The 24205-nt window shown below is 54.6% G+C and carries 21 protein-coding genes and 1 pseudogene; 11 read left to right on the top strand and 11 right to left on the bottom strand.

What is annotated here, in order from left to right; all coding sequences use genetic code 11:
• Positions 1-170: 170 nt before the first annotated feature.
• Together sulA and ompA are read left to right on the top strand one after the other, a co-directional pair.
• Positions 171-680, top strand: a complete 510-nt coding sequence (gene sulA / locus C5687_RS17505; RefSeq protein ID WP_025755976.1) for an SOS-induced cell division inhibitor SulA — start codon at positions 171-173, stop codon at positions 678-680.
• 354 nt (positions 681-1034) lie between these two features.
• On the top strand, positions 1035-2090 hold the full coding sequence (ompA, locus tag C5687_RS17515; protein ID WP_025755977.1) for a porin OmpA: 1056 nt from the start codon (positions 1035-1037) through the stop codon (positions 2088-2090).
• A 62-nt stretch (positions 2091-2152) separates the two neighbouring features.
• On the opposite strand, the gene matP is transcribed toward ompA, so the two are convergent.
• A complete protein-coding gene (gene matP / locus C5687_RS17520; RefSeq protein ID WP_104557451.1) occupies positions 2153-2605 on the bottom strand; it encodes a macrodomain Ter protein MatP in 453 nt (150 codons plus the stop codon).
• Positions 2606-2791: 186 nt separating this feature from the next.
• On the opposite strand from matP, the gene C5687_RS17525 reads away from it, so the two are divergent.
• Positions 2792-4552 carry an AAA family ATPase gene (locus C5687_RS17525; protein ID WP_104557452.1) on the top strand — a complete coding sequence of 587 codons (1761 nt, stop codon included), beginning with the start codon at positions 2792-2794 and terminating at the stop codon, positions 4550-4552.
• A gap of 68 nt (positions 4553-4620) precedes the next feature.
• On the top strand, positions 4621-5139 hold the full coding sequence (gene fabA, locus C5687_RS17530) for a 3-hydroxyacyl-[acyl-carrier-protein] dehydratase FabA (protein WP_008499931.1): 519 nt from the start codon (positions 4621-4623) through the stop codon (positions 5137-5139).
• 76 nt (positions 5140-5215) lie between these two features.
• Here fabA and rmf read toward each other — a convergent pair whose 3' ends face one another.
• From rmf to rlmKL, 6 genes are all read right to left on the bottom strand, one after another.
• On the bottom strand, positions 5216-5383 hold the full coding sequence (gene rmf, locus C5687_RS17535) for a ribosome modulation factor (RefSeq protein ID WP_013097261.1): 168 nt from the start codon (positions 5381-5383) through the stop codon (positions 5216-5218).
• Between the two features lie 255 nt (positions 5384-5638).
• The gene (gene pqiC, locus C5687_RS17540) at positions 5639-6205 is read right to left on the bottom strand and encodes a membrane integrity-associated transporter subunit PqiC (RefSeq protein ID WP_025755979.1); all 567 of its coding nucleotides are present in this window, start codon (positions 6203-6205) and stop codon (positions 5639-5641) included.
• Positions 6202-7842, bottom strand: coding sequence for an intermembrane transport protein PqiB (gene pqiB, locus C5687_RS17545; protein WP_047958173.1), 1641 nt, complete (start codon positions 7840-7842; stop codon positions 6202-6204). The genes pqiC and pqiB overlap by 4 nt, the downstream gene beginning before the upstream one ends.
• Before the next feature lie 4 nt (positions 7843-7846).
• Positions 7847-9100: a membrane integrity-associated transporter subunit PqiA gene (pqiA, locus tag C5687_RS17550; RefSeq protein ID WP_025755981.1), complete on the bottom strand. Its 1254-nt coding sequence runs from the start codon at positions 9098-9100 to the stop codon at positions 7847-7849.
• A gap of 13 nt (positions 9101-9113) precedes the next feature.
• The gene (locus C5687_RS17555) at positions 9114-11021 is read right to left on the bottom strand and encodes an ABC transporter ATP-binding protein (RefSeq protein WP_047958172.1); all 1908 of its coding nucleotides are present in this window, start codon (positions 11019-11021) and stop codon (positions 9114-9116) included.
• Positions 11022-11033: 12 nt separating this feature from the next.
• The gene (rlmKL, locus tag C5687_RS17560; RefSeq protein ID WP_045284707.1) at positions 11034-13142 is read right to left on the bottom strand and encodes a bifunctional 23S rRNA (guanine(2069)-N(7))-methyltransferase RlmK/23S rRNA (guanine(2445)-N(2))-methyltransferase RlmL; all 2109 of its coding nucleotides are present in this window, start codon (positions 13140-13142) and stop codon (positions 11034-11036) included.
• Positions 13143-13240: 98 nt separating this feature from the next.
• On the opposite strand from rlmKL, the pseudogene C5687_RS17565 reads away from it, so the two are divergent.
• Positions 13241-14350: pseudogene (locus C5687_RS17565) on the top strand (YcbX family protein).
• Here C5687_RS17565 and zapC read toward each other — a convergent pair.
• Together zapC and pyrD are read right to left on the bottom strand one after the other, a co-directional pair.
• Complete coding sequence (gene zapC / locus C5687_RS17570; protein ID WP_025755985.1) at positions 14347-14889, bottom strand: cell division protein ZapC; 543 nt, start codon at positions 14887-14889, stop codon at positions 14347-14349. The pseudogene C5687_RS17565 and the gene zapC overlap by 4 nt on opposite strands.
• A 165-nt stretch (positions 14890-15054) precedes the next feature.
• On the bottom strand, positions 15055-16065 hold the full coding sequence (gene pyrD / locus C5687_RS17575) for a quinone-dependent dihydroorotate dehydrogenase (protein ID WP_045284708.1): 1011 nt from the start codon (positions 16063-16065) through the stop codon (positions 15055-15057).
• 249 nt (positions 16066-16314) lie between these two features.
• Here pyrD and ssuE point away from each other — a divergent pair, with 249 nt between their 5' ends.
• The 5 genes from ssuE to ssuB are packed head-to-tail and all read left to right on the top strand — an operon-like array spanning position 16315 to position 20555.
• On the top strand, positions 16315-16890 hold the full coding sequence (gene ssuE, locus C5687_RS17585; RefSeq protein WP_025755987.1) for an NADPH-dependent FMN reductase: 576 nt from the start codon (positions 16315-16317) through the stop codon (positions 16888-16890).
• A complete protein-coding gene (locus tag C5687_RS17590) occupies positions 16883-17845 on the top strand; it encodes a sulfonate ABC transporter substrate-binding protein (RefSeq protein WP_104557453.1) in 963 nt (320 codons plus the stop codon). Before ssuE ends, C5687_RS17590 begins: the two co-directional genes overlap by 8 nt.
• The gene (ssuD, locus tag C5687_RS17595) at positions 17842-18987 is read left to right on the top strand and encodes an FMNH2-dependent alkanesulfonate monooxygenase (protein ID WP_047958169.1); all 1146 of its coding nucleotides are present in this window, start codon (positions 17842-17844) and stop codon (positions 18985-18987) included. The genes C5687_RS17590 and ssuD overlap by 4 nt, the downstream gene beginning before the upstream one ends.
• A 9-nt stretch (positions 18988-18996) precedes the next feature.
• Positions 18997-19788, top strand: a complete 792-nt coding sequence (gene ssuC / locus C5687_RS17600; RefSeq protein WP_025755990.1) for an aliphatic sulfonate ABC transporter permease SsuC — start codon at positions 18997-18999, stop codon at positions 19786-19788.
• Positions 19785-20555, top strand: a complete 771-nt coding sequence (ssuB, locus tag C5687_RS17605; RefSeq protein WP_095451638.1) for an aliphatic sulfonates ABC transporter ATP-binding protein — start codon at positions 19785-19787, stop codon at positions 20553-20555. The genes ssuC and ssuB overlap by 4 nt, the downstream gene beginning before the upstream one ends.
• Before the next feature lie 84 nt (positions 20556-20639).
• On the opposite strand, the gene pepN is transcribed toward ssuB, so the two are convergent.
• Positions 20640-23252 (bottom strand): aminopeptidase N, encoded by a 2613-nt coding sequence (gene pepN, locus C5687_RS17610; RefSeq protein WP_094918159.1) that lies wholly within the window; start codon positions 23250-23252, stop codon positions 20640-20642.
• A 424-nt stretch (positions 23253-23676) separates the two neighbouring features.
• Between pepN and C5687_RS17615 the strand changes: the two genes are divergently transcribed.
• On the top strand, positions 23677-23916 hold the full coding sequence (locus C5687_RS17615; RefSeq protein WP_045617085.1) for a DinI-like family protein: 240 nt from the start codon (positions 23677-23679) through the stop codon (positions 23914-23916).
• A gap of 61 nt (positions 23917-23977) precedes the next feature.
• Here C5687_RS17615 and C5687_RS17620 read toward each other — a convergent pair.
• On the bottom strand, positions 23978-24205 hold a 228-nt coding region (locus C5687_RS17620; RefSeq protein ID WP_146086291.1), incomplete at its 5' end, for an integrase core domain-containing protein.

Consider the following 24205-nt stretch of genomic DNA (forward strand, 5'->3'; position numbering starts at 1 on the left):
CGGATCCGTTAGCAGGAAAATAGGCAACTTGTCGCCGTTGAGCAAGATGATTTTTCGAGGGGCATCAAGATTGAATGAATTTTGCGAGTCGCTTTCCGAAAATGAGGTTGATCTTTATGCACACAGGGGTTACTGTATATTCATACAGTAACTACAGGGCTGGAATGAATATGTACACTTCAGGCTATGCAAATCGCTCAACCTCTCTCTCTTCTACCGCAGGCAATGTCGCGCAGAATTCCGTCGAGCGTGTGTCCACGGGGCTTATCAGTGAAGTGGTTTATCGTGAAGACCAGCCCCTGTTGACGCAACTTCTGTTGTTGCCATTATTGCAACAGCTCGGCCAGCAATCGCGCTGGCAGCTCTGGCTCACGCCTCAGCAAAAGCTGAGCCGTGAGTGGGTTCAGTCCGCGGGCCTCCCGCTGACAAAGGTTATGCAGATTAATCAACTCTCGCCTTGCGATACCGTTGAGTCGATGATCCGTGCGTTACGCACTGGAAATTACAGCGTGGTAATTGGCTGGTTGCCAGAAGAACTGACGGAAGAGGAACATTTCCGTCTGACGGAAGCGGCTGAAGAGGGGAACGCGATCGGGTTTATTATGCGTCCGGTTCGTTCGGATTCTTACCGCAGAGGACAACTTTCTGGGCTAAAAATTCACTCAAATTTGTATCATTGAGTGAAATTAAGATTATTCCTGGAATTTTTTTTGACAGCGAGATGGGATTTTAGTTCCCCACCTCAAAACTGCGGCAAGGCTTGTCTGGTGCGGTTCTCCTTAATTTCATTGCACAAAATTCGTTCAGAAAATGTTAAATATTAGGTATACGGAACTTTTTTTTTCATATGCCTGACGGACTTCACACTTGTAAGTTTTCAGCTACGTTGTAGACTTTACATCGCCAGGGGTGCTCGGCCTAAGCCGAAGATATCGGTAGATTTATATTTGACCACGCCCCCCGGTGAAGGATTTAACCGTGATTCTCTCTTGAGACTTTCATGGCGAATTTTGGATGATAACGAGGCGCAAAAAATGAAAAAGACAGCTATCGCGATTGCAGTGGCACTGGCTGGCTTCGCTACCGTAGCGCAGGCCGCTCCGAAAGATAATACCTGGTATGCAGGTGGTAAACTGGGCTGGTCTCAGTTCCACGACACCGGCTGGTACAACAGCGCAAACAACAATGATGGCCCGACTCACGAGAGCCAGCTTGGTGCAGGTGCGTTCGGTGGCTATCAGGTTAACCCGTATGTTGGTTTTGAAATGGGTTACGACTGGTTAGGTCGTATGCCATACAAAGGCGACAACACCAATGGCGCTTTCAAAGCACAGGGCGTTCAGCTGACCGCTAAACTGGGTTACCCAGTAACCGACGATCTGGACGTATACACCCGTCTGGGCGGCATGGTATGGCGCGCTGACTCCAGCAACAGCAACGCTGGCGACGACCATGACACCGGTGTTTCCCCAGTATTCGCTGGTGGCGTTGAGTGGGCTATGACCCGTGACATCGCTACCCGTCTGGAATACCAGTGGGTTAACAACATCGGCGACGGCAACACCGTTGGTGTTCGTCCAGACAACGGCATGCTGAGCGTAGGTGTTTCCTACCGTTTCGGCCAGCAGGAAGAAGCAGCACCAGTTGTTGCTCCAGCGCCGGCTCCAGCTCCAGAAGTACAGACCAAGCACTTCACTCTGAAGTCTGACGTTCTGTTCAACTTCAACAAAGCTACCCTGAAACCAGAAGGTCAGCAGGCACTGGATCAGCTGTACACCCAGCTGAGCAACCTGGATCCTAAAGACGGTTCTGTAGTGGTTCTGGGCTTCACCGACCGTATCGGTTCTGACGCTTACAACCAGAAACTGTCTGAGAAACGTGCTCAGTCTGTTGTTGATTACCTGATCTCTAAAGGTATCCCAGCTAACAAGATCTCCCCACGTGGTATGGGCGAAGCTAACCCAGTTACTGGCAACACCTGTGACAACGTGAAAGCTCGCGCTGCACTGATCGACTGCCTGGCTCCAGATCGTCGCGTTGAGATTGAAGTTAAAGGCATCAAAGACGTTGTAACTCAGCCAGCGGCATAAGTTATCGTCTTATAAAAAAACCCCGCAATGCGGGGTTTTTTATTGTCTGAAGAAAATAAAATCTATTTTTTGCCCAACAGAGCCTGAAGATCGTTCTTTATTGACGACATCTGGTTGGCGTACTTCTCTTTATGTTCGGCATCCTCAATCAGCTGCACGATGGTTTCCGACAGCGTTTTGCCCCGGCGCTGTGCCAGCCCTGCCAGGCGTTGCCAGACAACAAACTCCAGATCGATTGATTTTTTGCGCGTGTGTTGATGCTCAGCATTAAAATGCCGTTTTCGTCGCGCGCGGATAGTTTGCTTCATCCGGTTTAACAGCGCAGGATTAATGTGTTTTTCAATCCAGCCGTTAACCTGTACCGGTTCATTTTCGAGGGTCAGCAAAATATCCACGGCTTCTTGCGCCGCGCTGGCTTCGATATAGCAGGTGATCAGCTCCCCTTCACGGTGCTTTTTGACCAGGTACTTCCATTTCCAGCCGCTTTCGAGATTTTCCAGTTGTTGATATTTCATTGCGATCTCAGTGTTACCACGTAACTCTGTTCAGAATATCAGTTTTTTAGCAATCTGCTGAAAAGAAATCATATCCTGTGATGGAATGCAGCCCGTCCCGCATTCGAAATCCCCAATCCTGCTTGGGTAGAGCCCCCCGCTTACGGTATACTCCCCCCTTTTACATCTGACTAAAAAACATCAACTTTGACCATTACGAAACTTGCATGGCGTGACCTTGTTCCGGATAGCGAAAGCTATCAGGACGTGTTTGCACAGCCAGATCTCGCAAAAGAACACGAATTCATCCTTAGCGATACGCAGCCACGTTTGCATTATGCGCTGGAGCAGGTGTTGAGCCCATGGGCAACAGCGCCCTTCATGTTGCTCAAAGCCCCGGAAGAAGCGGAATACCTGACGCTGATTGGGGATGCTGTGCGCCAGTTACAGCCGGAATCGAACGCAGTCTTTGGCGGCCAATATCGTATCGCGGGACATGATGTCACTTTCGAACCCTCAACCCAGGCTGATGACCGTTTTGCCGCTAAGGGCGAGGTGATTACCGCTAACTGGGTCGAGGCTGAACAACTCTTTGGTTGTCTGCGCCAGTTTAACGGTGAGCTGTCCCTGCAGCCTGGGCTGGTGCATCGCGCAAATGGCGGTGTCCTCATCATCTCACTGCGTACCCTGCTCTCGCAGCCGCTGTTGTGGATGCGTCTGAAAACCATCGTAAACCAGCAGCGCTTCGACTGGGTTGGCTATGATGAGTCTCGTCCCCTGCCGGTCGCTGTGCCATCTATGCCGCTGTCGTTGACCGTCGTGTTGACGGGAGACCGTGAATCGCTGGCGGATTTCCAGGAAATGGAGCCGGAGCTGGCTGAGCAGGCGGTGTATAGCGAATACGAAGATAACATCCAGATTGCCGATGCCGATGATATGACCCAGTGGTGTCAGTGGGTGATGACGGTGGCGGAACGTTTTGCATTGCCAACGCCTGCGGCCGACGCGTGGCCGGGCTTAATGCGCGAAGCGGTGCGCTATACCGGCGATCAAGAAACCCTGCCTCTCTGCCCGCTGTGGATCAGCAAACAGCTGCGTGAAGTGGGTGTTATCAGCGGTAACGGTACCTTCACCGGAGAACAGCTTGCTCAGATGCTGGCGCAGCGCGAGTGGCGAGAAGGCTACCTTGCTGACCGTATGCAGGATGAAATCCTGCTGGAACAAATTCTGGTGGAGACCGAAGGCGAACGCGTCGGGCAGATTAACGCCCTGTCGGTGATTGAGTTCCCTGGCCACCCACGCGCGTTTGGGGAGCCTTCCCGTATCAGCTGCGTGGTGCATATTGGTGATGGTGAATTCACCGATATCGAACGCAAAGCCGAACTGGGCGGGAACATTCATGCGAAAGGCATGATGATCATGCAGGCGTTTTTAATGTCTGAGCTGCAGCTTGAGCAGCAGATCCCCTTCTCCGCCTCGCTGACGTTTGAGCAGTCCTACAGCGAAGTGGATGGCGATAGTGCCTCGATGGCAGAGCTGTGTGCCTTAATCAGCGCCCTGGCGGACGTGCCAATCAATCAGAACATCGCAATCACTGGTTCGGTGGATCAATTTGGTCGCGCTCAGCCTGTAGGAGGCCTCAATGAAAAAATCGAAGGCTTCTTTTCCATCTGCCAGCAGCGTGGTTTAAACGGCAAACAGGGTGTGATTATTCCTGCGCCTAATGCACGCCATTTAAGCCTCAGTCAGGATATTCTGGATGCGGTTGAACAAGGGCAATTCACTCTCTGGGCCATCGAAGGGATTGAGGATGCACTACCCTTACTGACAAACCTGGTTTGGGATGGCGAAGGACAAACAACCCTGATGCAGACCATCCAGGAGCGAATTGCTCAGGCGACACAACAGGATGCTCGTCATCGTTATCCATGGCCGTTACGCTGGTTAAGCTGGTTTAGTTCGAACTGATCGGACTTGTTCAGCGTACACGTGTTAGCTATCCTGCGTCCTTCACTAAAATAAGGCTTACTGAGAACATGGTAGATAAACGCGAATCCTATACAAAAGAAGATCTTCTTGCCTCTGGTCGCGGTGAACTGTTTGGCGCAAAAGGCCCGCAGTTACCGGCCCCGAACATGCTGATGATGGACCGTGTCGTGAAAATGACCGAAACCGGCGGCAACTTCGATAAGGGTTACGTAGAAGCAGAACTCGATATCAACCCGGACCTGTGGTTCTTCGGTTGCCACTTTATTGGCGATCCGGTAATGCCTGGCTGTCTGGGCCTGGATGCCATGTGGCAGCTGGTTGGCTTCTATCTGGGCTGGCTGGGCGGCGAAGGTAAAGGCCGCGCGCTGGGCGTGGGCGAAGTGAAATTCACGGGTCAGGTACTGCCTACCGCGAAGAAAGTGACCTATCGTATTCACTTCAAGCGCATCGTGAACCGCCGCCTGATTATGGGCTTGGCAGATGGCGAAGTGCTGGTAGACGGTCGTCTGATCTACAGCGCGAGCGACCTGAAAGTGGGTCTGTTCCAGGACACCTCCGCGTTCTGATAGTGCGTTTCGCAACGCCAGACCAGAAAGGCGAAACCTCCGCATTGCGGAGGTTTCTTTTTTTAAAGAGACGTTATCAGGCTATGAGTGCCCTGTCGCCGATGGCTTCTCGCCAGCCTCCAAGCCATTGTGACCTTTGATTTATCGTCTGATAAGGACACATTTCTTTAGAACGTCCAGCGATGCCGGCCTGATAACCACGTTGATGAGCCCGTTCCAGGCGATCTCGTTTCTGTCTCTTCATGCCTCGTTTCCCTCATTCTTTTGTCTGGTGGAAAGAAAACAGTGTCTGCACTCTATGTACAGGCACAGATAACGAATACCCCGAATTAGTCGCAGCGTCAATGTTCAAAATTCATACGGGTGTCATATTTGTGAGCTAGCCAGAAGATCATTTGTACAAAAAATGTGATGCGGCACAAGTAACAAACTGAAGTGAAAACGAAAAAAAACCGCAATCAGCGACGGGCCGGTTGCGGTTTTTGATGATGAATTTTACTTATGGCAGTCGAGAAATTTCCCTGGCGATACTGGCCGACTCCTGTGCCCAACCCTGAGCCAGGACTTTCACCATTTCGTCATAACCATCTTTCTGCTGTTTCAACTCCAGATGGAAAGGACGCTTGATCAGTTGCCCCTGATGATTCAGCAACCACTCCCCGCTGATCACCACCGCACCGTCATAACGGCCATGGAAGCCCGTTACTGTAACATTCAGCGTATCCTGATCGTTACCCAGCGGCTGCGATGCGACAACCCAACCCGGAAGCTGGCTGCCCAGATTGGCCACCAGCGTGTTGCGCAGCTGCTGATCCAACGGGCTGGCCCAGAGATTGTTCGTCGCAATCACGTATTTAACGTCGCTGGTCTGATAAACCACGCCGTTTCCGGCGAGGTAATCCGGCACGTTAACCTGCTCAACCCACAGCTGGCGGCTTCCCAGACTTGCCGTGCTTTGCCCGCCACTCTGGGTCGCCACAGGAAGCTGATAGTAGCTTTTGTTATCTACGCCTGAACTGCATGCCGTTAACAGCAGAGCACTCACCATCACTAGCCACTTATTCATTCTTTTGCCCTCTTCGGCTCAGGATCCTTTTTATCTTTCGCTTCGAATACCAGCGCGTTGCTCTTCTCGTTGAGCGTTTTCAGAACGGGCTGCAGTTCACGCAAGACCTGATCAAGACGTTGCATATCCGCCACCATCTTGTTATAGGCCGCTGAGCCAGGCTGGAAGCCCTGCATACTGCGGTTCAGCTCACGCAGCGTTTTCTGCATGTCCTGCGGCAGCTGCTGCATACTCTGGCTGGCGGTGATCTTGTTGATATTATCCAGCGTGGTCTGCAGACGTTGCATTGTCTCCTGGCTCTGGTGTAACGAACCGGTCGCCGCTTCAATCATCGGATTCAGTGGCAGATTGTTAATCTTATCCAGGGTTTCCATCAGACGCTGCTGGATCTGAGCCAGACCGCTGCTCACCGTTGGGATAATTTTGTAGCCACCGAATTCACGGATACCGGTAATCGGCGGCGCTTTCGGATAGAAGTCCATATCCACATACAGCGCACCGGTCACCAGATTGCCGGTTTTCAGCGATCCACGCAGACCGCGTTCCATCAGCTGGGTGATATGGGCAACAATATCCCGATTTTCGCCAATCTGGTTAAGCAGACGCTCCGGTTCAATGCGGATCAGCACCGGGATGCGGTAATCATCATCCAGTACCTGCTGAAGGCCCGGGACGAAGAACGGAACTTGCCCCACCGTACCGAGACGAATGCCGCGGAACTCAACAGGCGCCCCCGGCTGCAGGCCGCGAACGGAATCTTTAAAGAACATCAGGAAGTCAACGTGATCGGTATAGAGCGCATCCTGAATACTTTTTTGATCATCAAAGAGTCGGAAGGCGGTGTTCTCTGTAACCGGCTGCCCCAGATCGAGGCCTTCCGGGACGTCAAAGCTTACGCCTCCGCCAAACAGCGTGGTCAGCGAGCCCATTTCAACGCGCATGCCTGCCGACGTCAGATCCACTGCGATCCCGCTGTCTTTCCAGAAACGGACATTGCTGGTGACCAGTCGATCGTTTGGCGCATTAATGAAGAGCTGATAGCTGATCGCTCTTTTCTGCGGATCAAAGGTGCTTTTCTCAACCGACCCGACGCGATAACCACGGAACAGTACCGGGTCGCCCGCCGTGAGCTGGCCTGCTTTCTTGCTGTCGAGGATCACGCGGATACCCTTGGCATCAGGCGGCGCAAGCGGTGGCGAATCCAGAAGCTGGTATTTGGCTGGCTGGTTACCCTTAGCGCCGGGCTGAAGCTCAATATAGGCCCCCGACAGCAGCGTCCCTAAACCGCTGATCCCTTCACGCCCCACCTGCGGTTTAACGACCCAGAACACGGAATCGCCATGCAGCAGTTTTTCCATGCCGGCATTAAGGCGCGCCTTAATCTCCACATGGGTCAAATCGTCGGTCAGGGTTGCGCTTTCAACCACCCCCACATCCACGCTACGGCTTTTGATGGTCGTTTTACCGCCCTCAATCCCCTCGGCATTGGTGGTTATCAGCGTCACTTCCGGTCCCTGATGACTGTAATGATAAAACAGGATCCAAGCACCGATCAGCGCCGTCACGATGGGAAAAATCCACACCGGTGACCAGTTTTTGACCTTCTGCACTTTCGCCTCTCCACTCTTATTTTCCATGCTCTTACTCTTCCTCATGGCTTGATTCAGGCTCACGATCCCACGATAAACGAGGGTCGAAGGTCATGGCCGCAAACATGGTCATAATCACAACCAGCGCAAACATTAAAGCCCCCATCGCGGGATAAATACTCATCAGACCGCCCATCCGCACCAGCGCAGAGAGTACGGCAATCACAAACACGTCAATCATTGACCAGCGTCCGACAAACTCGACCACTTCATAAATCAGATGCATGCGTTCACTGTCGCGTTTTCCGTGGCCTTTCGCATCCCAGCAGAGCCAGGCGATGGCGATCATTTTTAACGTTGGCACCATAATACTGGCGATAAAGATAACGCCGGCGACCGGGTAGGAACCCTCCCCCCACAGCAGTATGACCCCGGCGAGGATCGTTGAGGGCATTTTATCCCCGAGCAAATCAGTGATCATGATCGGCAGAATATTGGCCGGCAGATAGAGCATGATGGAGGTCACCAGCAGCGCCATCGTCCACTGCAGACTATTTTTACGGCGTACATGACCTTTCGTTTCACAGCGCGGACAAACGTCAAGATCGGCGGGCAGCACAGCGGTACAGCACGGGCACGAACGCAGCCCCTGCCGAATACCCGGTACGCCAACTTTCACCGTCTGCGCAAGCGTCGGTGCCGGCGCGATATCGTCCCACACCCAGCGCCTGTCGACGCACTGGAAGGCGCGCAGCTGCAGGACGCAGTACAGACACCAGGGAATAAAGCTGCTGCCGATCCCCACGTCACCGTACGCCATCAGCTTCACGAAACTGACCAGAATGCCCGCCAGGAAGATCTCGGCCATCCCCCAGCTTTTGAGCTGAAAAAGGATACGCGCGAGTTTGATTTTTAGTGATGGCGGCATCCTGACGCGGTTTACCAGCATCAGGATAACGACCAGACAAAAAGCCGGGACTATCTGAACGAAGAGCAGAAAAAAGGTACCGAGGCTGGCGTAATCTTCTGAGAACATCACGCCCGGAATTTCAAGCAAATCCACCTGGCTGGTCATCCCCCCCACCTTCATATAGATGAACGGGAAGAGATTGGAGAGCAGCAGCATGAACAGTGCCGCCAGTGCGTAAGCGGTGGGACGCTGCCGCGGCGCGTCCCACTCGGTTGTCAACGTCGTACCGCAACGTGGACACAGGGCTTTATGTCCGTGACCAAGCTCTGGCAACGCCACGAGCATATCGCATTGCGAGCATAATATATGCCTGTCGGCATGGTGCTGGTCACACATATGTTATCCCTGTTTATGCGCCGTTTTTAAGAGACTCAAGGTACTCCCAGCGCTCAAAGGCGTCTTCCAGGGCTTTTTCAGCCGCGGAGAGTTCAGCCAATACTTTCTGAGTATAGTCATGCGATTGGGTAAAGAATGACGCATCAGCAACCTGTTTTTGCAGATCCTCAAGCGCGGCCTCCAGTTCTTCAAGACGCTGCGGTAGCCCCTCCAGTTCGCGCTGCAGGTTATAGCTTAGTTTAGCCGAGGTTTTCTTGACAGTTTCTGCTTTTGTTACAACAGGTTCAGAACTTATTTTGGACTTTGCCTGTTTCTGCGCCAGAGACTGCGACTGCTGCCCTTTTGCATCGTGATAGCCGCCGACATATTGTCCAATTCGACCTTCACCTTCGAAAATCCAGCACTCGGTCACAGTGTTATCAACAAACTGACGATCGTGGCTGACGAGCATCACGGTTCCCTGATAGCCATCAATCAGTTCTTCCAGCAGTTCCAGCGTTTCGACATCCAGATCGTTGGTCGGTTCATCGAGGATCAGCAGGTTGCTTGGCTTCAGGAACAGACGTGCCAGCAGAAGACGATTTCGCTCACCGCCTGACAGGGCACGTACCGGCGTCATCGCACGTTTCGGATGGAACAGGAAGTCCTGCAGGTAGCCCAGCACATGGCGCGGCTTGCCGTTCACCATCACCTCCTGCTTACCTTCGGCGAGGTTATCCATCACCGTTCTGTCCGGATCCAGTTCCGCGCGGTGCTGATCGAAGTAGGCCACTTCGAGTTTCGTACCGCAGTGAATGCGCCCGCTGTCGGCCTGAAGCTGTCCGAGCATCAGTTTCAACAGCGTGGTTTTACCGCAGCCGTTCGGGCCAATCAGGGCGATTTTGTCGCCGCGCTGGACCTGAGCCGAGAACTCTTTCACCAGGACTTTACCGTCCACCTGATAGTTCACGTTTTCCATTTCGAAGACAATCTTGCCGGAACGGGAGGCCTCTTCCACCTGCATTTTGGCGCTGCCCATCACTTCACGGCGTTCGCTACGTTCACGGCGCATGGCCTTCAGGGCACGCACGCGGCCTTCGTTACGGGTACGGCGGGCTTTGATCCCCTGGCGGATCCACACCTCTTCCTGCGCCAGCTTGCGGTCAAACTCGGCATTCTGCAGCTCTTCCACGCGCAGGTTTTCTTCTTTCTCCAGCAGATAGGTATCGTAATCGCCTGGATAGGTCACCAGCTTACCGCGGTCGAGATCGACAATACGCGTCGCCATATTGCGAATAAACGAACGGTCGTGAGATATAAAGATGATGGTGCCGCTGAAGGTTTTCAGGAACCCTTCCAGCCAGTCAATCGCTTCGATATCCAGGTGGTTCGTCGGTTCGTCCAGCAGCAGCACCTTCGGCCCGCTGACCAGCGCACGTCCCAGGGCCGCTTTACGCAGCCAGCCGCCGGAGAGCGCGGACAGTTCCATATCCGCTTCGAGACCAAGCTGCGCCAGCACCTCATTAATGCGGTTTTCAAGCTGCCACAGACCGTGATGATCGAGCATCTCCTGCACTTTCGCCAGCTCGTTGAGATTCTTGTCGCTCGGGTCGGTCATCACCAGATGCGAAATCTCATGATAGCGCTTCAGGTATTCAGCCTGCTCAGAGATGCCTTCCGCCACGAAATCGTACACGCTACCGGTCACGTGGCGCGGTGGATCCTGCTGCAGGCGGGAGACAATCAGATCCTGTTCGTAAACAATCCGCCCGTCATCCAGGCCCTGTTCACGGTTGAGGATTTTCATCAGGGTGGATTTACCCGCGCCATTACGGCCCACCAGACAGACGCGCTCGTTATCTTCGATGTGCAGTTCGGCATTATCGAGAAGCGGTGCGTCGCTGAAGGAGAGCCACGCGCCGTGCATACTAATTAAAGACATTTATTTTTCCTTTCAGACCGCGGTAATCAACCAGCAGTTATGGATTTGACGGTTACGGGCAAAGTCCTGAGACAGCGTTTTTTGGCTGATTTCTTGTGCTTTCAGTCCCAGGGCTGCTAAGCCGTCATGATCCATACGGAAGCCGCGTTTGTTGTTCGAGAACATAATCGTGCCGCCTTTACGCAGCAGGCGTTTCAGGTCGGTCATCAGGCGCAGGTGATCGCGTTGTACATCAAAGCTATCTTCCATACGCTTGGAGTTGGAGAAGGTCGGCGGATCGATAAAGATCAGGTCGAACTGCTCATCGGTATCACGCAGCCAGCCCAGCACGTCAGCCTGCATCAGACGATGCTGACGTCCGGTTAAGCCGTTCAGGCGCAGGTTGCGCTCTGCCCACTCCAGATAGGTGCGGGACATATCGACCGTAGTGGTGCTGCGCGCGCCGCCCAGCCCCGCATGCACGCTGGCGCTGCCGGTATAGGAGAACAGGTTGAGGAAATCTTTACCCTTGCTCATCTGGCCCAGCATACGGCGGGCGATACGGTGGTCAAGGAACAGGCCGGTATCGAGGTAGTCGGTCAGGTTAACCCACAGGCGGGCGTTATATTCGCCCACTTCGATAAAGTCGCCCTTCTCGCCCATCTTCTGATACTGGTTTTTCCCTTTCTGGCGTTCACGGGTTTTGAGCACCAGTTTGTTTGGCGCAATCCCCAGCACGGCGATGGTGGCTGCAATGACGTCCAGCATGCGCTGACGCGCTTTTTGCGCATCAATGGTTTTTGGTGGCGCGTATTCCTGAATCACCACCCAGTCCGCGTAGCGGTCAACCGCCACGTTGTACTCCGGCAGATCGGCGTCATACAGGCGATAGCATTCAATGCCTTCCTGCTTCGCCCATTTTTCAAATTTCTTCAGGTTCTTACGCAGACGGTTAGCGTAATCTTCCGCCACGCCCGACGGTTTGCTGTCCGCCGCCTTCTCTGCCAGATGGTAGTTTTTCTGCACGCAGTCCAGCGGGCCATTCTTCGCCTTAAACTGGCGATCGGCGCGCAGTTGCAGGCAGCTCAGCAATTCCGGTGAGGCGCTAAAGAGGGAGAGATTCCAGCCGCCAAAGTAATCTTTCATGTTGCGGCCGAGCAGGCTGTGCAGGGCAATCAGCGCCGGTTCGCTGTCGAGACGCTCACCGTATGGCGGGTTGCTGATAACCGTACCGTAAGGCCCTTTCGGCAGCGGGTTGGTCAGGTTGGCGACATCTTTCACCTCGAAGGTGATCAGCTCGCCGATACCGGCACGACGGGCGTTGCTGCGCGCACGTTCAATCACGCGCGGATCGCTGTCCGAACCGTAGAAGTGGGAGGTGTACTCCGCCAGGCCTTTACGTGCGCGGGCCTGAGCGTCCGCTTTCACCTCTTTCCAGATGGCTTCATCGTGCTGCGCCCAGCCTTTGAAGCCCCACTGGCCGCGGTGCAGTCCCGGCGCGCGGTCGGTGGCCAGCATAGCCGCTTCAATCAGCAGCGTACCGGAGCCACACATCGGGTCGAGCAATGGCGTGCCTGGCTGCCAGCCGGAGCGCATCACGATGGCGGCGGCCAGGGTTTCTTTGATCGGTGCCATACCGGTGCGATCGCGGTAGCCACGCAGATGTAAGCCCGCCCCGCTCAGATCGAGAGAGATACTTGCTGTGTCGCCATTGAGCCAGACGTTAATGCGCAGATCCGGGTTTTCACGATCGACATTTGGTCGTTCCTTATTTTTACGCGTGAAACAGTCCACAATGGCGTCTTTGACGCGCAAGGCACCGTACTGGCTGTTGCGGATCTCGTCGTTCACGCCGTTGAAATGCACCGCGAAGGTGGCATCTGGAGTGAAGATCTCTGTCCAGTCGATCATCTGAACGCCGGTATAGAGGTCAAGGTCACTGTAAACCTTACACTCCTTCATCGGCAGCATGATGCGCGATGCCAGACGGCTCCACATCAGGCTCTGGTAAATAAGCCGTGTGTCGCCCTCAAAATGGACACCACCCTGAACCACCTGGCACTCTTGCGCACCCAGGGCTTCCAGTTCAGTTTTTAACAGCTCTTCCAGCCCACGGGCCGTACTGGCAAACAGAGAATTCATATCGTCACTTTTACTCTAAGAAAATTGTCGCGCATTATAGCTAATATGGCGTGTATGTCATAAAGTTGAAGGCTTATTTTCATTCGAGGGACTGTGCAGTGGCGACCTTATCCAGGCTTTTTATTCATCCGGTGAAATCCATGCGCGGCATCGGCGTTTCTCACGCCCTGGCCGACATGAGCGGATTTGCCTTCGATCGTATCTTCATGGTCACCGAGCCGGACGGGACGTTCATTACCGCACGCCAGTTCCCGCAGATGGTTCGCTTTACCCCTTCTCCGCTTCATGACGGTTTGCACCTGACCGCACCGGATGGTGAAAGTCGGGTGATCCGCTTTGCTGATTTTGCGCCTGTCGATGCGCCAACGGAAGTGTGGGGCAATCATTTTACCGCACGCATTGCCCCGGAAGAGATTAACCGCTGGCTAAGCGGCTTTTTCTCCCGCGACGTGCAGCTTCGCTGGGTTGGGCCGGAACTGACGCGTCGCGTGAAGCGTCACGACGCAGTTCCGCTCTCCTTCGCCGATGGCTTCCCGTTCCTGCTGACCAATGAAGCCTCGCTGCGTGATTTACAACGCCGCTGCAAAGCCAGCGTTCAGATGGAGCAGTTCCGTCCGAACCTGGTGGTGACGGGAGCAGACGCCTGGGAAGAAGACACCTGGAAAGTAATCCGCATTGGCAGCGTTATTTTTGACGTGGTGAAGCCCTGCAGCCGCTGCATTTTCACGACGGTGAGTCCGGAGAAAGGCCAGAAGCACCCTTCCGGCGAGCCGCTGAAGACCCTGCAGTCCTTCCGTACCGCGCAGGATAACGGCGATGTCGATTTTGGCCAGAACCTTATCCCACGCTCCAGCGGCGCGATCCGTGTCGGTGACGAGGTAGAAATTCTTGCCCGTGGACCCGCACGCGTTTACGGCGCAGGCCAGGAAGAGGAGGCTGTCGATATTGAGACGCCAGTCAGCTCGGCGGTGGATATTCACTGGTAGGGCAGCGTCATTCGGGGAAATAATCAGCAGGTTTTACTTGAGCAACTGGAACAAGCGGGGATCCGCATACCCTATTCCTGCCGCGCGGGGATCTGTGGCTGCTGTCGAATCAAACTGGTGGAGGGCGAGGTCAGTGCGCTGAAAAAATCAGCGATTGCCGAAGACGGGACCATTCTGTGCTGCAGCTGTATCCCAAAAACGTCGGTACAGCTGGAAGCTTAAACCGCCTGCTCAAGGCTGAACGAGTCCATACGCAACTGCGGTTTCAGCCTGTCGTTCATTACCTTTATGGCATCCCCAAGCTGCATCGTCCGCCCGGCAATGGTCACGCCGGGCTGGGCCAGCAGACAGAGCGCGGCATTTTCGCCAGGCTCAACCACCAGCAAACTGACCTCTTCTGCCGTATCGCTCAGATTGACGCAGGCTGCGTCACCCGTTGCCGGGGTCCAGTTCATGTTGTGCGCAAGAAAGTGCCAGCTTTTCGGCATCTGTGGTTTCAGGAAACGGATCGCGACCAGCGCATTTAATACCAGTTCGGCACGCTGCTCTTTAGAGAGAACCAGATCGCGACATTTCTCCTCAAAGGAGAAATAAAGCGCAGCGTCATCCACGCAAAAGCCAGACGGGGAAAACGCATCCGGGGTTAACATTCGGCGGGCAAAACGAGAACGAAACAACATGCCATTGGCTAAATCGAGCATCATTCGATCATGCTCGTCGCAAAAATACCAGCGCCAGTTATCGTCAGGTTTAATTCGCATGTTTCTCTCCCGTACCCAAACGTCCTGTACTAAAAATGTCCTGATTGCCGCTTCGTTTATAACACCATTAATAAAAGACCATAATGTCTAAATAAGCAACAGTGACGGAATATAAAACAACCAGGGCTGGAAATAAAGCCCTGGTTGTCTGATTAGGAGAAAAGATTAGATATGAGTAACGATTTCTTTAATCAGCGGCGGCCCTTTAAAAATAAAGCCGGAATAGATTTGCACCAGTGACGCACCTGCCGCCATCTTCTCGCGCGCAGCTATCACGGAGTCAATGCCACCGACGCCAATAATCGGCAGGCGTCCTTTTAATTCCGCAGACAGGGCACGAATAATTTCGGTGCTTTTTAATTGTACTGGACGACCGCTTAACCCACCCGCTTCATCACAGTTTTTCATTCCCTGTACGAGGGAGCGATCGAGGGTGGTATTGGTCGCAATCACGCCATCAATATTATGGCGAACTAAACTGTCAGCAACCTGGATCAATTCTTCCGCAGAAAGATCCGGGGCGATCTTAACCGCCACCGGAACATATTTATGGTGGATCGCCTGCAGGGCATTTTGTTTATTTTTAATGGCGCTCAGAAGATCGTCCAGCGCTTCACCATATTGTAAGGATCGCAGGCCCGGAGTATTGGGTGAAGAAATATTCACCGCGATATAACCGGCGTAGGCGTAGACTTTTTCCATACAAATCAGGTAGTCATCTTTACCCTGCTCGACTGGCGTATCTTTATTTTTGCCGATATTGATGCCTAATACCCCATCAAAATGGGCTTTTTTTACGTTCTCCACCAGGTGATCCACACCGTGGTTGTTAAAGCCCATGCGGTTGATCAACCCTTCGGCTTCGACCAGGCGGAACAGGCGCGGCTTGTCATTTCCCGGCTGCGGACGCGGGGTGACGGTACCAATTTCGATGGAGCCAAATCCCATCGCGCCCAGGGCATCAATGCACTCGCCATTTTTATCCAGACCTGCCGCCAGACCCAGCGGGTTTTTAAAAGTCAGTCCCATGCACTGCACAGGTTTTTCCGGCACGTTCTGGCGCACCAGCGCGGCCAGCGGCGTTCCGGTAATACGACGTAATTGCTGGAATGTAAATTCATGAGCGCGCTCAGGATCGAGCTGGAAAAGGGCTTTACGAACGAAGGGGTAGTACATGAACTCTCCTGGATTCCCGGTGTGCAAACCGGGAGGGGATTATGGGCGATCCCGGCGCGAAAGGGAATTGACCTGTGGCAAAAAAAGCCGCGTAAAACGCAATCGTTTACCTGCCCGGGGATTTCTTATGCTCTTTTTCGCATTTTAATTGCAGATAAATCATTTAGTGGAATAACCGCGCGATGTCACACTCCTGAAAATTGTTATGAATGTTAGATAAAAGCAAACAATTGGTTATAAGGAGGAAGTATGCGCGTCATTACTCTGGCCGGAAGTCCACGATTCCCTTCGCGCTCCAGCGCCCTGCTGGAATATGCCCGTGAAAAGCTCAATGCCCTGGATGTGGAAGTGTGCCACTGGAACCTGCATAACTTCGAACCTGAGGATCTGCTCTACGCCCGTTTTGACAGCCCCGCGCTCAAAACCCTGACAGAACAGCTTAAAGACGCGGACGGCTTAATCGTCGCCACGCCGATTTATAAAGCCTCTTTTTCCGGCGCGCTGAAAACCTTGCTTGATTTGCTTCCTGAACGCGCACTGGATGGCAAGGTGGTGTTGCCGCTGGCCACAGGCGGCACAGTCGCCCATTTACTGGCGGTGGATTACGCCCTGAAGCCGGTCCTGAACGCGCTGAAAGCGCAGGAGATCCTCCACGGCGTCTTCGCGGATGACTCCCAGGTCATTGACTATCAGCACAAACCACACTTTACGCCTAATCTGCAAACCCGCCTCGATAACGCTCTGGAAACCTTCTGGCATGCCCTGCATCGCAGGGATATTCAGGCCCCGGCGTTTGGTCAGCCTCAAGGAGTCGCTCATGTTTAAAATCTTATCCCGCGTCGGACTGGCAGGTCTGATGGCACTGACGTCGCTGGCCCATGCCGCAGATAACGCCCCTGAGAGCTTACGCATCGGTTACCAGAAAGGCAGCGTGAGTATGGTGCTGGCCAAAAGCCACCAGCTTCTGGAAAAACGTTTCCCGGACACCAAATTCTCCTGGGTTGAGTTTCCCGCTGGCCCCCAGATGCTGGAAGCCCTGAACGTCGGCAGTATTGATCTGGGCAGTACAGGCGATATTCCGCCAATATTCGCCCAGGCCGCCGGAGCGGACCTCGTCTACGTGGGCGTTGAGCCGCCTAAACCGAAGGCCGAAGTGATTCTGGTACCGGAAAAGAGCGACATCAAAAGCGTCGCCGATCTTAAAGGACATAAAGTTGCGTTTCAGAAAGGTTCCAGCTCGCATAACCTGCTGTTGCGTGCCCTGCAGGAAGCCGGGCTGAAGTTCACCGATATTCAGCCCGGCTATCTGACCCCGGCTGATGCGCGCGCCGCCTTCCAGCAAGGGAATGTGGATGCCTGGGCCATCTGGGATCCGTACTATTCCGCCGCACTGCTGCAGGGCGGCGTGCGGGTACTGAAAGACGGTACCACCCTGAAACAGACCGGCTCGTTCTACCTTGCCGCAAAACCGTATGCGGAAAAAAACGGCGCATTTATTCAGAACGTACTGGATACCTTTACACAGGCCGATGCCCTGACTCAAAGCCAGCGTCAGGAGAGTATTGCCCTGCTGGCAAAAACCATGGGCTTACCTGAACCGGTGATCGCGAGCTATCTCAGCCACCGTCCACCGACCACCATTTCCCCCGTAGATGCACACGTTGCCGCACTTCAGCAGCAAACCGCTGACCTCTTCTATCAAAATCACCTGGTTCCTAAGCAGGTGGATATTCGTGAACGTATCTGGCAACCCGCAGGCAAAGAAGGAACAAAATCATGAGTCTGAATCTTTTCTGGTTTTTACCCACCCACGGTGATGGACACTATCTTGGTACAGAAGAGGGTTCACGCCCGGTTGACCACGGCTATCTGCAGCAGATAGCGCAGGCGGCGGATCGCATCGGTTTCACCGGGGTACTGATCCCAACCGGACGATCCTGTGAAGATGCCTGGCTGGTCGCCGCCTCGATGATCCCGGTGACTCAGCGGCTAAAGTTCCTGGTTGCGCTGCGCCCGAGCGTCGTCTCCCCCACCGTGGCGGCGCGTCAGGCGGCAACACTCGACAGACTGTCCAACGGCCGTGCCCTGTTTAACCTGGTGACGGGCAGCGATCCCCAGGAGCTGGCGGGCGACGGCGTGTTCCTCGACCACACCGAGCGCTATGAGGCCTCTGCCGAGTTCACCCGCGTCTGGCGACGTCTGCTGGAGGGTGAGACCGTGACCTTCGAAGGCAAGCATATTCACGTTCGCGACGCGAAGCTTTACTTCCCGCCGGTGCAGCAGCCGCGCCCTCCCCTCTATTTTGGCGGATCGTCAGATGTGGCGCAGGACCTGGCGGCAGAGCAGGTCGATCTGTATCTCACCTGGGGCGAACCGCCTGAGCTGGTAAAAGAAAAAATTGACCAGGTCCGCGCCAAAGCGGCCGCCCATGGCCGCAAGGTGCGCTTCGGTATTCGTCTGCATGTGATTGTGCGTGAGACCAATGAAGAAGCCTGGCAGGCGGCCGACCGTCTGATTTCTCATCTGGATGATGAGACTATCGCCAAAGCGCAGGCCGCGTTTGCCAAAACTGACTCTGTAGGACAGCACCGGATGGCTTCCCTGCACAACGGCAAACGCGAGAATCTGGAGATCAGCCCGAACCTGTGGGCAGGCGTGGGTCTGGTGCGCGGCGGTGCGGGTACGGCGCTGGTCGGCGACGGTCCAACCGTGGCCGCGCGGATTAATGAATACGCAGAGCTTGGGATCGACAGCTTTATTCTCTCAGGCTATCCGCACCTGGAAGAGGCGTATAAGGTGGGTGAACTGCTGTTCCCGCATCTGGATGTGGCCATCCCGGAAATTCCCCAGCCCCGCCAGCTGCAGCTGCAGGGCGAAGCCGTGGCCAACGAATTTATCCCGCGAAAAGTTGCGCAAAGCTAAGGAGTAACCATGTCTGCCACCTCACAAAAATGGTTGCTGCGCGCCGCGCCGTGGTTTTTACCCGTCGGTATTGTGGCTATCTGGCAGCTCGCGTCGTCCACCGGCTGGCTGTCGAGCCGCATTCTGCCCTCCCCGGAGGGCGTTATCGAAGCGTTCTGGTCGTTAAGCGTCAGCGGCGAGCTGTGGCAGCATCTGGCGATCAGCTCCTGGCGCGCGGTGATTGGTTTTTCCATCGGCGGTAGCATCGGCCTGGTGCTGGGGTTGATCAGCGGCCTGTCCCGCTGGGGTGAACGGCTGCTGGATACGTCCATTCAGATGCTGCGCAACGTGCCGCATCTGGCGCTGATCCCGCTGGTGATTTTATGGTTTGGTATTGATGAGAGCGCCAAGATTTTCCTCGTGGCGCTGGGCACGCTATTCCCGATTTACATCAACACCTGGCACGGCATCCGCAACATCGATCGCGGTCTGGTGGAGATGGCGCGCAGCTACGGTTTATCAGGCTTCGCGCTATTTACTCACGTCATTCTGCCCGGCGCCCTGCCCTCGATTATGGTCGGGGTGCGTTTTGCGCTCGGCCTGATGTGGCTGACGCTGATCGTCGCGGAAACCATCTCTGCCAACTCCGGCATTGGCTATCTGGCGATGAACGCCCGCGAATTCCTGCAAACGGATGTGGTCGTGGTCGCCATCATCCTTTACGCCCTGCTCGGCAAACTCGCCGATGTCAGCGCCCAGTGGCTGGAACGCAGCTGGCTACGCTGGAATCCAGCCTATACCACTTCGGAGGCGAAAGCATGAATACAGCCCGACTGACTCAGGGTACCCCGCTGTTGCTCAGCGGTGTCACCAAACGCTACGGTGAAAACACCATTCTTAACGGACTGGATCTGCACATTCCCGCCGGGCAATTTGTGGCCGTTGTCGGCCGCAGCGGCGGCGGCAAGAGCACACTGTTGCGTCTTTTAGCGGGGCTGGAGTCCCCCAACGGCGGCGACATTCTGGCGGGCACGACGCCGCTGGCCAATATTCAGGACGATACCCGTATGATGTTCCAGGACGCACGGCTGCTGCCGTGGAAAACAGTCATCGACAATGTCGGGCTCGGTCTTAAGGGCAACTGGCGGGATGAAGCCCGCCAGGCGCTGGCCGCCGTCGGGCTGGAACATCGAGCCGATGAATGGCCTGCGGCGTTGTCGGGTGGACAGAAGCAGCGTGTGGCGCTGGCGCGGGCGTTGATTCACCGTCCGGGCCTGCTGTTGCTCGATGAACCGCTGGGCGCGCTCGATGCCCTGACGCGAATCGACATGCAGGATTTGATTGCATCCCTCTGGCAGGCGCACGGCTTTACGGTGCTGCTGGTGACGCATGACGTGAGCGAAGCCGTCGCAATGGCCGACCGGGTGCTGTTAATAGAAGACGGGAAAATTGGGCTGGATCTGACGGTAGACCTTCCACGCCCTCGTCGCGTCGGTTCCGCAAGGCTGGCGGAGCTCGAAGCTGAAGTGCTGGATCGGGTGATGAAACGGGGGGGGAATGAGCACGCATTGATCAAAGCTAATGCCTGATGCCCTCACCCCGGCCCTCTCCCACGGGGAGAGGGAGAAAACCCTATGTAGGCCCGGTAAGCGTAGCGCCACCGGGCTTTTACATCAGGCCAACGCTTTAGCAATCTTCTCGTACAGATCGCCTGACAGGTTTTCCAGCCCTTTCAGTTGCTCAAGCGCGGCACGCATCTTCGCCTGACGCTTCTCGTCGTAACGTTTCAGACGGATCAGCGGCTCAATCAGACGCGATGCCACCTGCGGGTTACGGCTGTTCAGCTCGGTCAGCATTTCAACCATAAACTGATAACCGCTGCCATCTTCGGCGTGGAACGCCGCCGGGTTGCTGCTGGCAAACGCGCCAATCAGGGAACGCACGCGGTTGGGGTTGCTCATGGTAAAGGAGCGATGCTTCAGCAGGCTGCGAACGGTGCTGAGGGCATCGGCCGCCGGACTGGTCGCCTGCAGAATGAACCACTTGTCCATCACCAGACCATCCTGATGCCATTTGTCGTCGTACTCCTGCATCAGCGCATCGCGGCAAGGCAGTTCGGCTGCAACGCTTGCGCCCAGCGCGGCAAGCGCGTCGGTCATGTTATCCGCGTCGTGATACTGCTTGCTCACCAGGGTGTTCGCCAGCCCGGTTTCACCAAACGCCAGATAGCGCAGGCAGGTGTTACGCAGAGAACGTTTACCGATGTCCGCATGCTCCACGCGATACGCGTCAAGCTTATTGGCGTTGTAGACCGCCAGGAACTCATCGGCCAGCTCGGTCGCCAGCGTGCGGGTCAGCGCTTCACGCACCGCCACGATGGCGATCGGGTCAATAATGTCAAACAGCTCCGCAATTTCCGTCGCGGACGGCAGAGTCAGGATTTCAGCCGCCAGTGCCGGATCAATCTTCTCGTCCAGCAGGATGGCGCGGAACGCGTCAGCCACATGAACCGGCAGCGTCAGCGGCTGGCCCTGCTGGTAACGGTTCACGTTCAGCTTGATGTAGGTTGCCAGCAGGCTTTGTGCCGCATCCCAGCGGGAGAAGTCGTTGCGCGCGTGACGCATCAGGAACGTCAGTTGCTGATCGCTCCACTTGTACTCCAGCTTCACTGGCGCAGAGAATTCACACAGCAGCGCAGGTACCGGCTGGAAATAGACGTTATCGAAGATAAAGGTCTGCTCGGCCTGGGTCACGTTCAACACGTGGTGCACCGGGTGGCCGCCCTTCTGCAATGGGATGACTTTGCCTTCGTTATCGTACAGCTCAATACTGAACGGAATGTGAAGCGGATATTTCTCTTCCTGCTCTGCCGTCGGCGGCGTGCGCTGACTGATGGTCAGCGTGTACTGCTCGGTTTCCGGATTGTAATCGTCTTTGACGGTGACAATCGGCGTACCGGCCTGGCTGTACCAGCGGCGGAAATGAGAGAGATCGACATTGGAGGCATCTTCCATCGCCTGCACAAAGTCGTCGCAGGTGGCCGCACTGCCGTCATGACGCTCAAAGTACAGCTGCATCCCTTTCTGGAAATTCTCCTCACCCAGCAGGGTGTGGATCATACGGATAATTTCCGCCCCTTTTTCATACACCGTCAGGGTGTAGAAGTTGTTCATCTCAATGACTTTATCCGGGCGGATCGGGTGCGCCATTGGGCTGGCATCTTCCGCAAACTGCAGGCCACGCATGGTACGCACATTGTTGATGCGGTTTACCGCACGAGACCCCAGATCGGAGCTGAACTCCTGGTCACGGAAGACGGTCAGGCCCTCTTTCAGGCTCAGTTGGAACCAGTCGCGGCAGGTGACGCGGTTACCGGTCCAGTTATGGAAATACTCGTGGCCGATGACGCGCTCGATATCAAGATAATCTTTATCGGTGGCGGTATCGGTACGCGCCAGCACATATTTGGAGTTAAAGACGTTAAGGCCTTTGTTCTCCATTGCACCCATGTTGAAGAAGTCGACAGCGACGATCATATAGATGTCGAGGTCGTATTCGAGGCCGAAGCGCTCTTCGTCCCACTTCATGGAGTTGATGAGCGAGGTCATCGCCCATGGGGCGCGGTCCAGGTTGCCGCGATCAACAAACAGCTCAAGCGCCACCTCGCGACCCGAGCGCGTTTTGAAGGTGTCGCGCAGCACGTCGAAATCTCCCGCTACCAGCGCAAACAGGTAGCACGGTTTCGGGAACGGATCCTGCCACTGAACCCAGTGACGGCCATTTTCCAGCTCGCCTTCACCGACGCGGTTACCGTTGGAGAGCAGGAAGGGATAAAGCTTTTTATCGGCGATGATTTTGGTGGTGAAGCGCGCCAGAACGTCCGGGCGGTCCAGATACCAGGTAATGTGACGGAACCCTTCCGCTTCGCACTGGGTGCACAACGCCACGCCAGACTGATAAAGCCCTTCCAGCGCCGTGTTGGCGGCCGGGCTGATTTCATTCACGATGCGCAGCGTAAACTTTTCCGGCAGGTTGTCGATGACCAGCTGGTTGTTTTCTTCTTTATAGTCAGACCACGCTTCATCATTAATCTGCAGGGAGACCAGCGTCAGGTCTTCACCATCCAGACGCAGCGGCACGGCTGTTGCGCTGTGGCGCGTCACCTGGCTCACCGCCGTCACAACGGTTTTAGTGGCATCCAGGTCAAAAGTCAGATCGATATCGCTAATCAGGTAATCCGGCGCACGGTAGTCGTGGCGGTATTTGGCTTGTGGCTGTTGTGTCATAGAAAACCTTATGCATCGTTTGTCGAGTAACGTTTCAATATATTCCTGTTGTGTAAAACGCGCTACGCAGAATGTTCATCTTTTCAGGAACAAAACCCTTTTTTGCTACATTTATATAATATGAACTCATAGTTTTTAAAATCGATAAAGATCGTCCAGGAGCGCTTTAAACAAGGGATGAGCGAGATCGAGACAAATCAAGATTTACGAACTTTAACGAACTTCATAGACCACTTTTGCCCCATCCATGCCCCACAACCCTTTTCATCGGATCGCTTATGCCATCTGGTCTACAGTCCATTTTCGCTTCGCAATACCTACCAAAAACCACCGAAAATCTAATCACTGGCTTTCATCTTCCTTGACAGACTTTATCATTGCGGTGTAAATACTGTATATAAAACCAGTACTCATGAGGTGCGTTATGTTCGTTGAACTCGTTTATGACAAAAGAAACGTTGAAGGGTTGGAGGGCGCTCAGGAGATCATTCTTGCAGAGTTGACTAAACGTGTTCATACCGTCTTCCCGGCCTCCTCTGTCCGCGTAAAGCCGATGCAGGCTAATGCAGTAAATAGCAACTGCACAAAGACAGAGAAAGAGAAGTTGAACCGGTTAATTGAGGAGATGTTTGAAGAGGTCGATATGTGGCTGGTCAAAGATTAACAAACCGATTATCTACCGTTCCGTAGATAACATGACCTGCCCCCACGATTAGATACAACACTCAGTTAGTAACGTCGGAATCTTCATTCTCAGAATGACCCTTTCTCCAGCCCGCTGCAAATTCAGACGGTGTCTGATAATTCAGCGTGGAGTGCGGGCGGCATTCGTTATAATCCTGCCGCCAGTCATTAATAATTTTCCTGGCATGAACGATATCGCTGAACCAGTGCTCATTCAAACATTCATCGCGAAATCGTCCGTTAAAGCTCTCAATAAATCCGTTCTGCGC

Origin of the sequence: Enterobacter sichuanensis (assembly GCF_002939185.1) — a bacterium.
Lineage (GTDB): Bacteria > Pseudomonadota > Gammaproteobacteria > Enterobacterales > Enterobacteriaceae > Enterobacter > Enterobacter sichuanensis.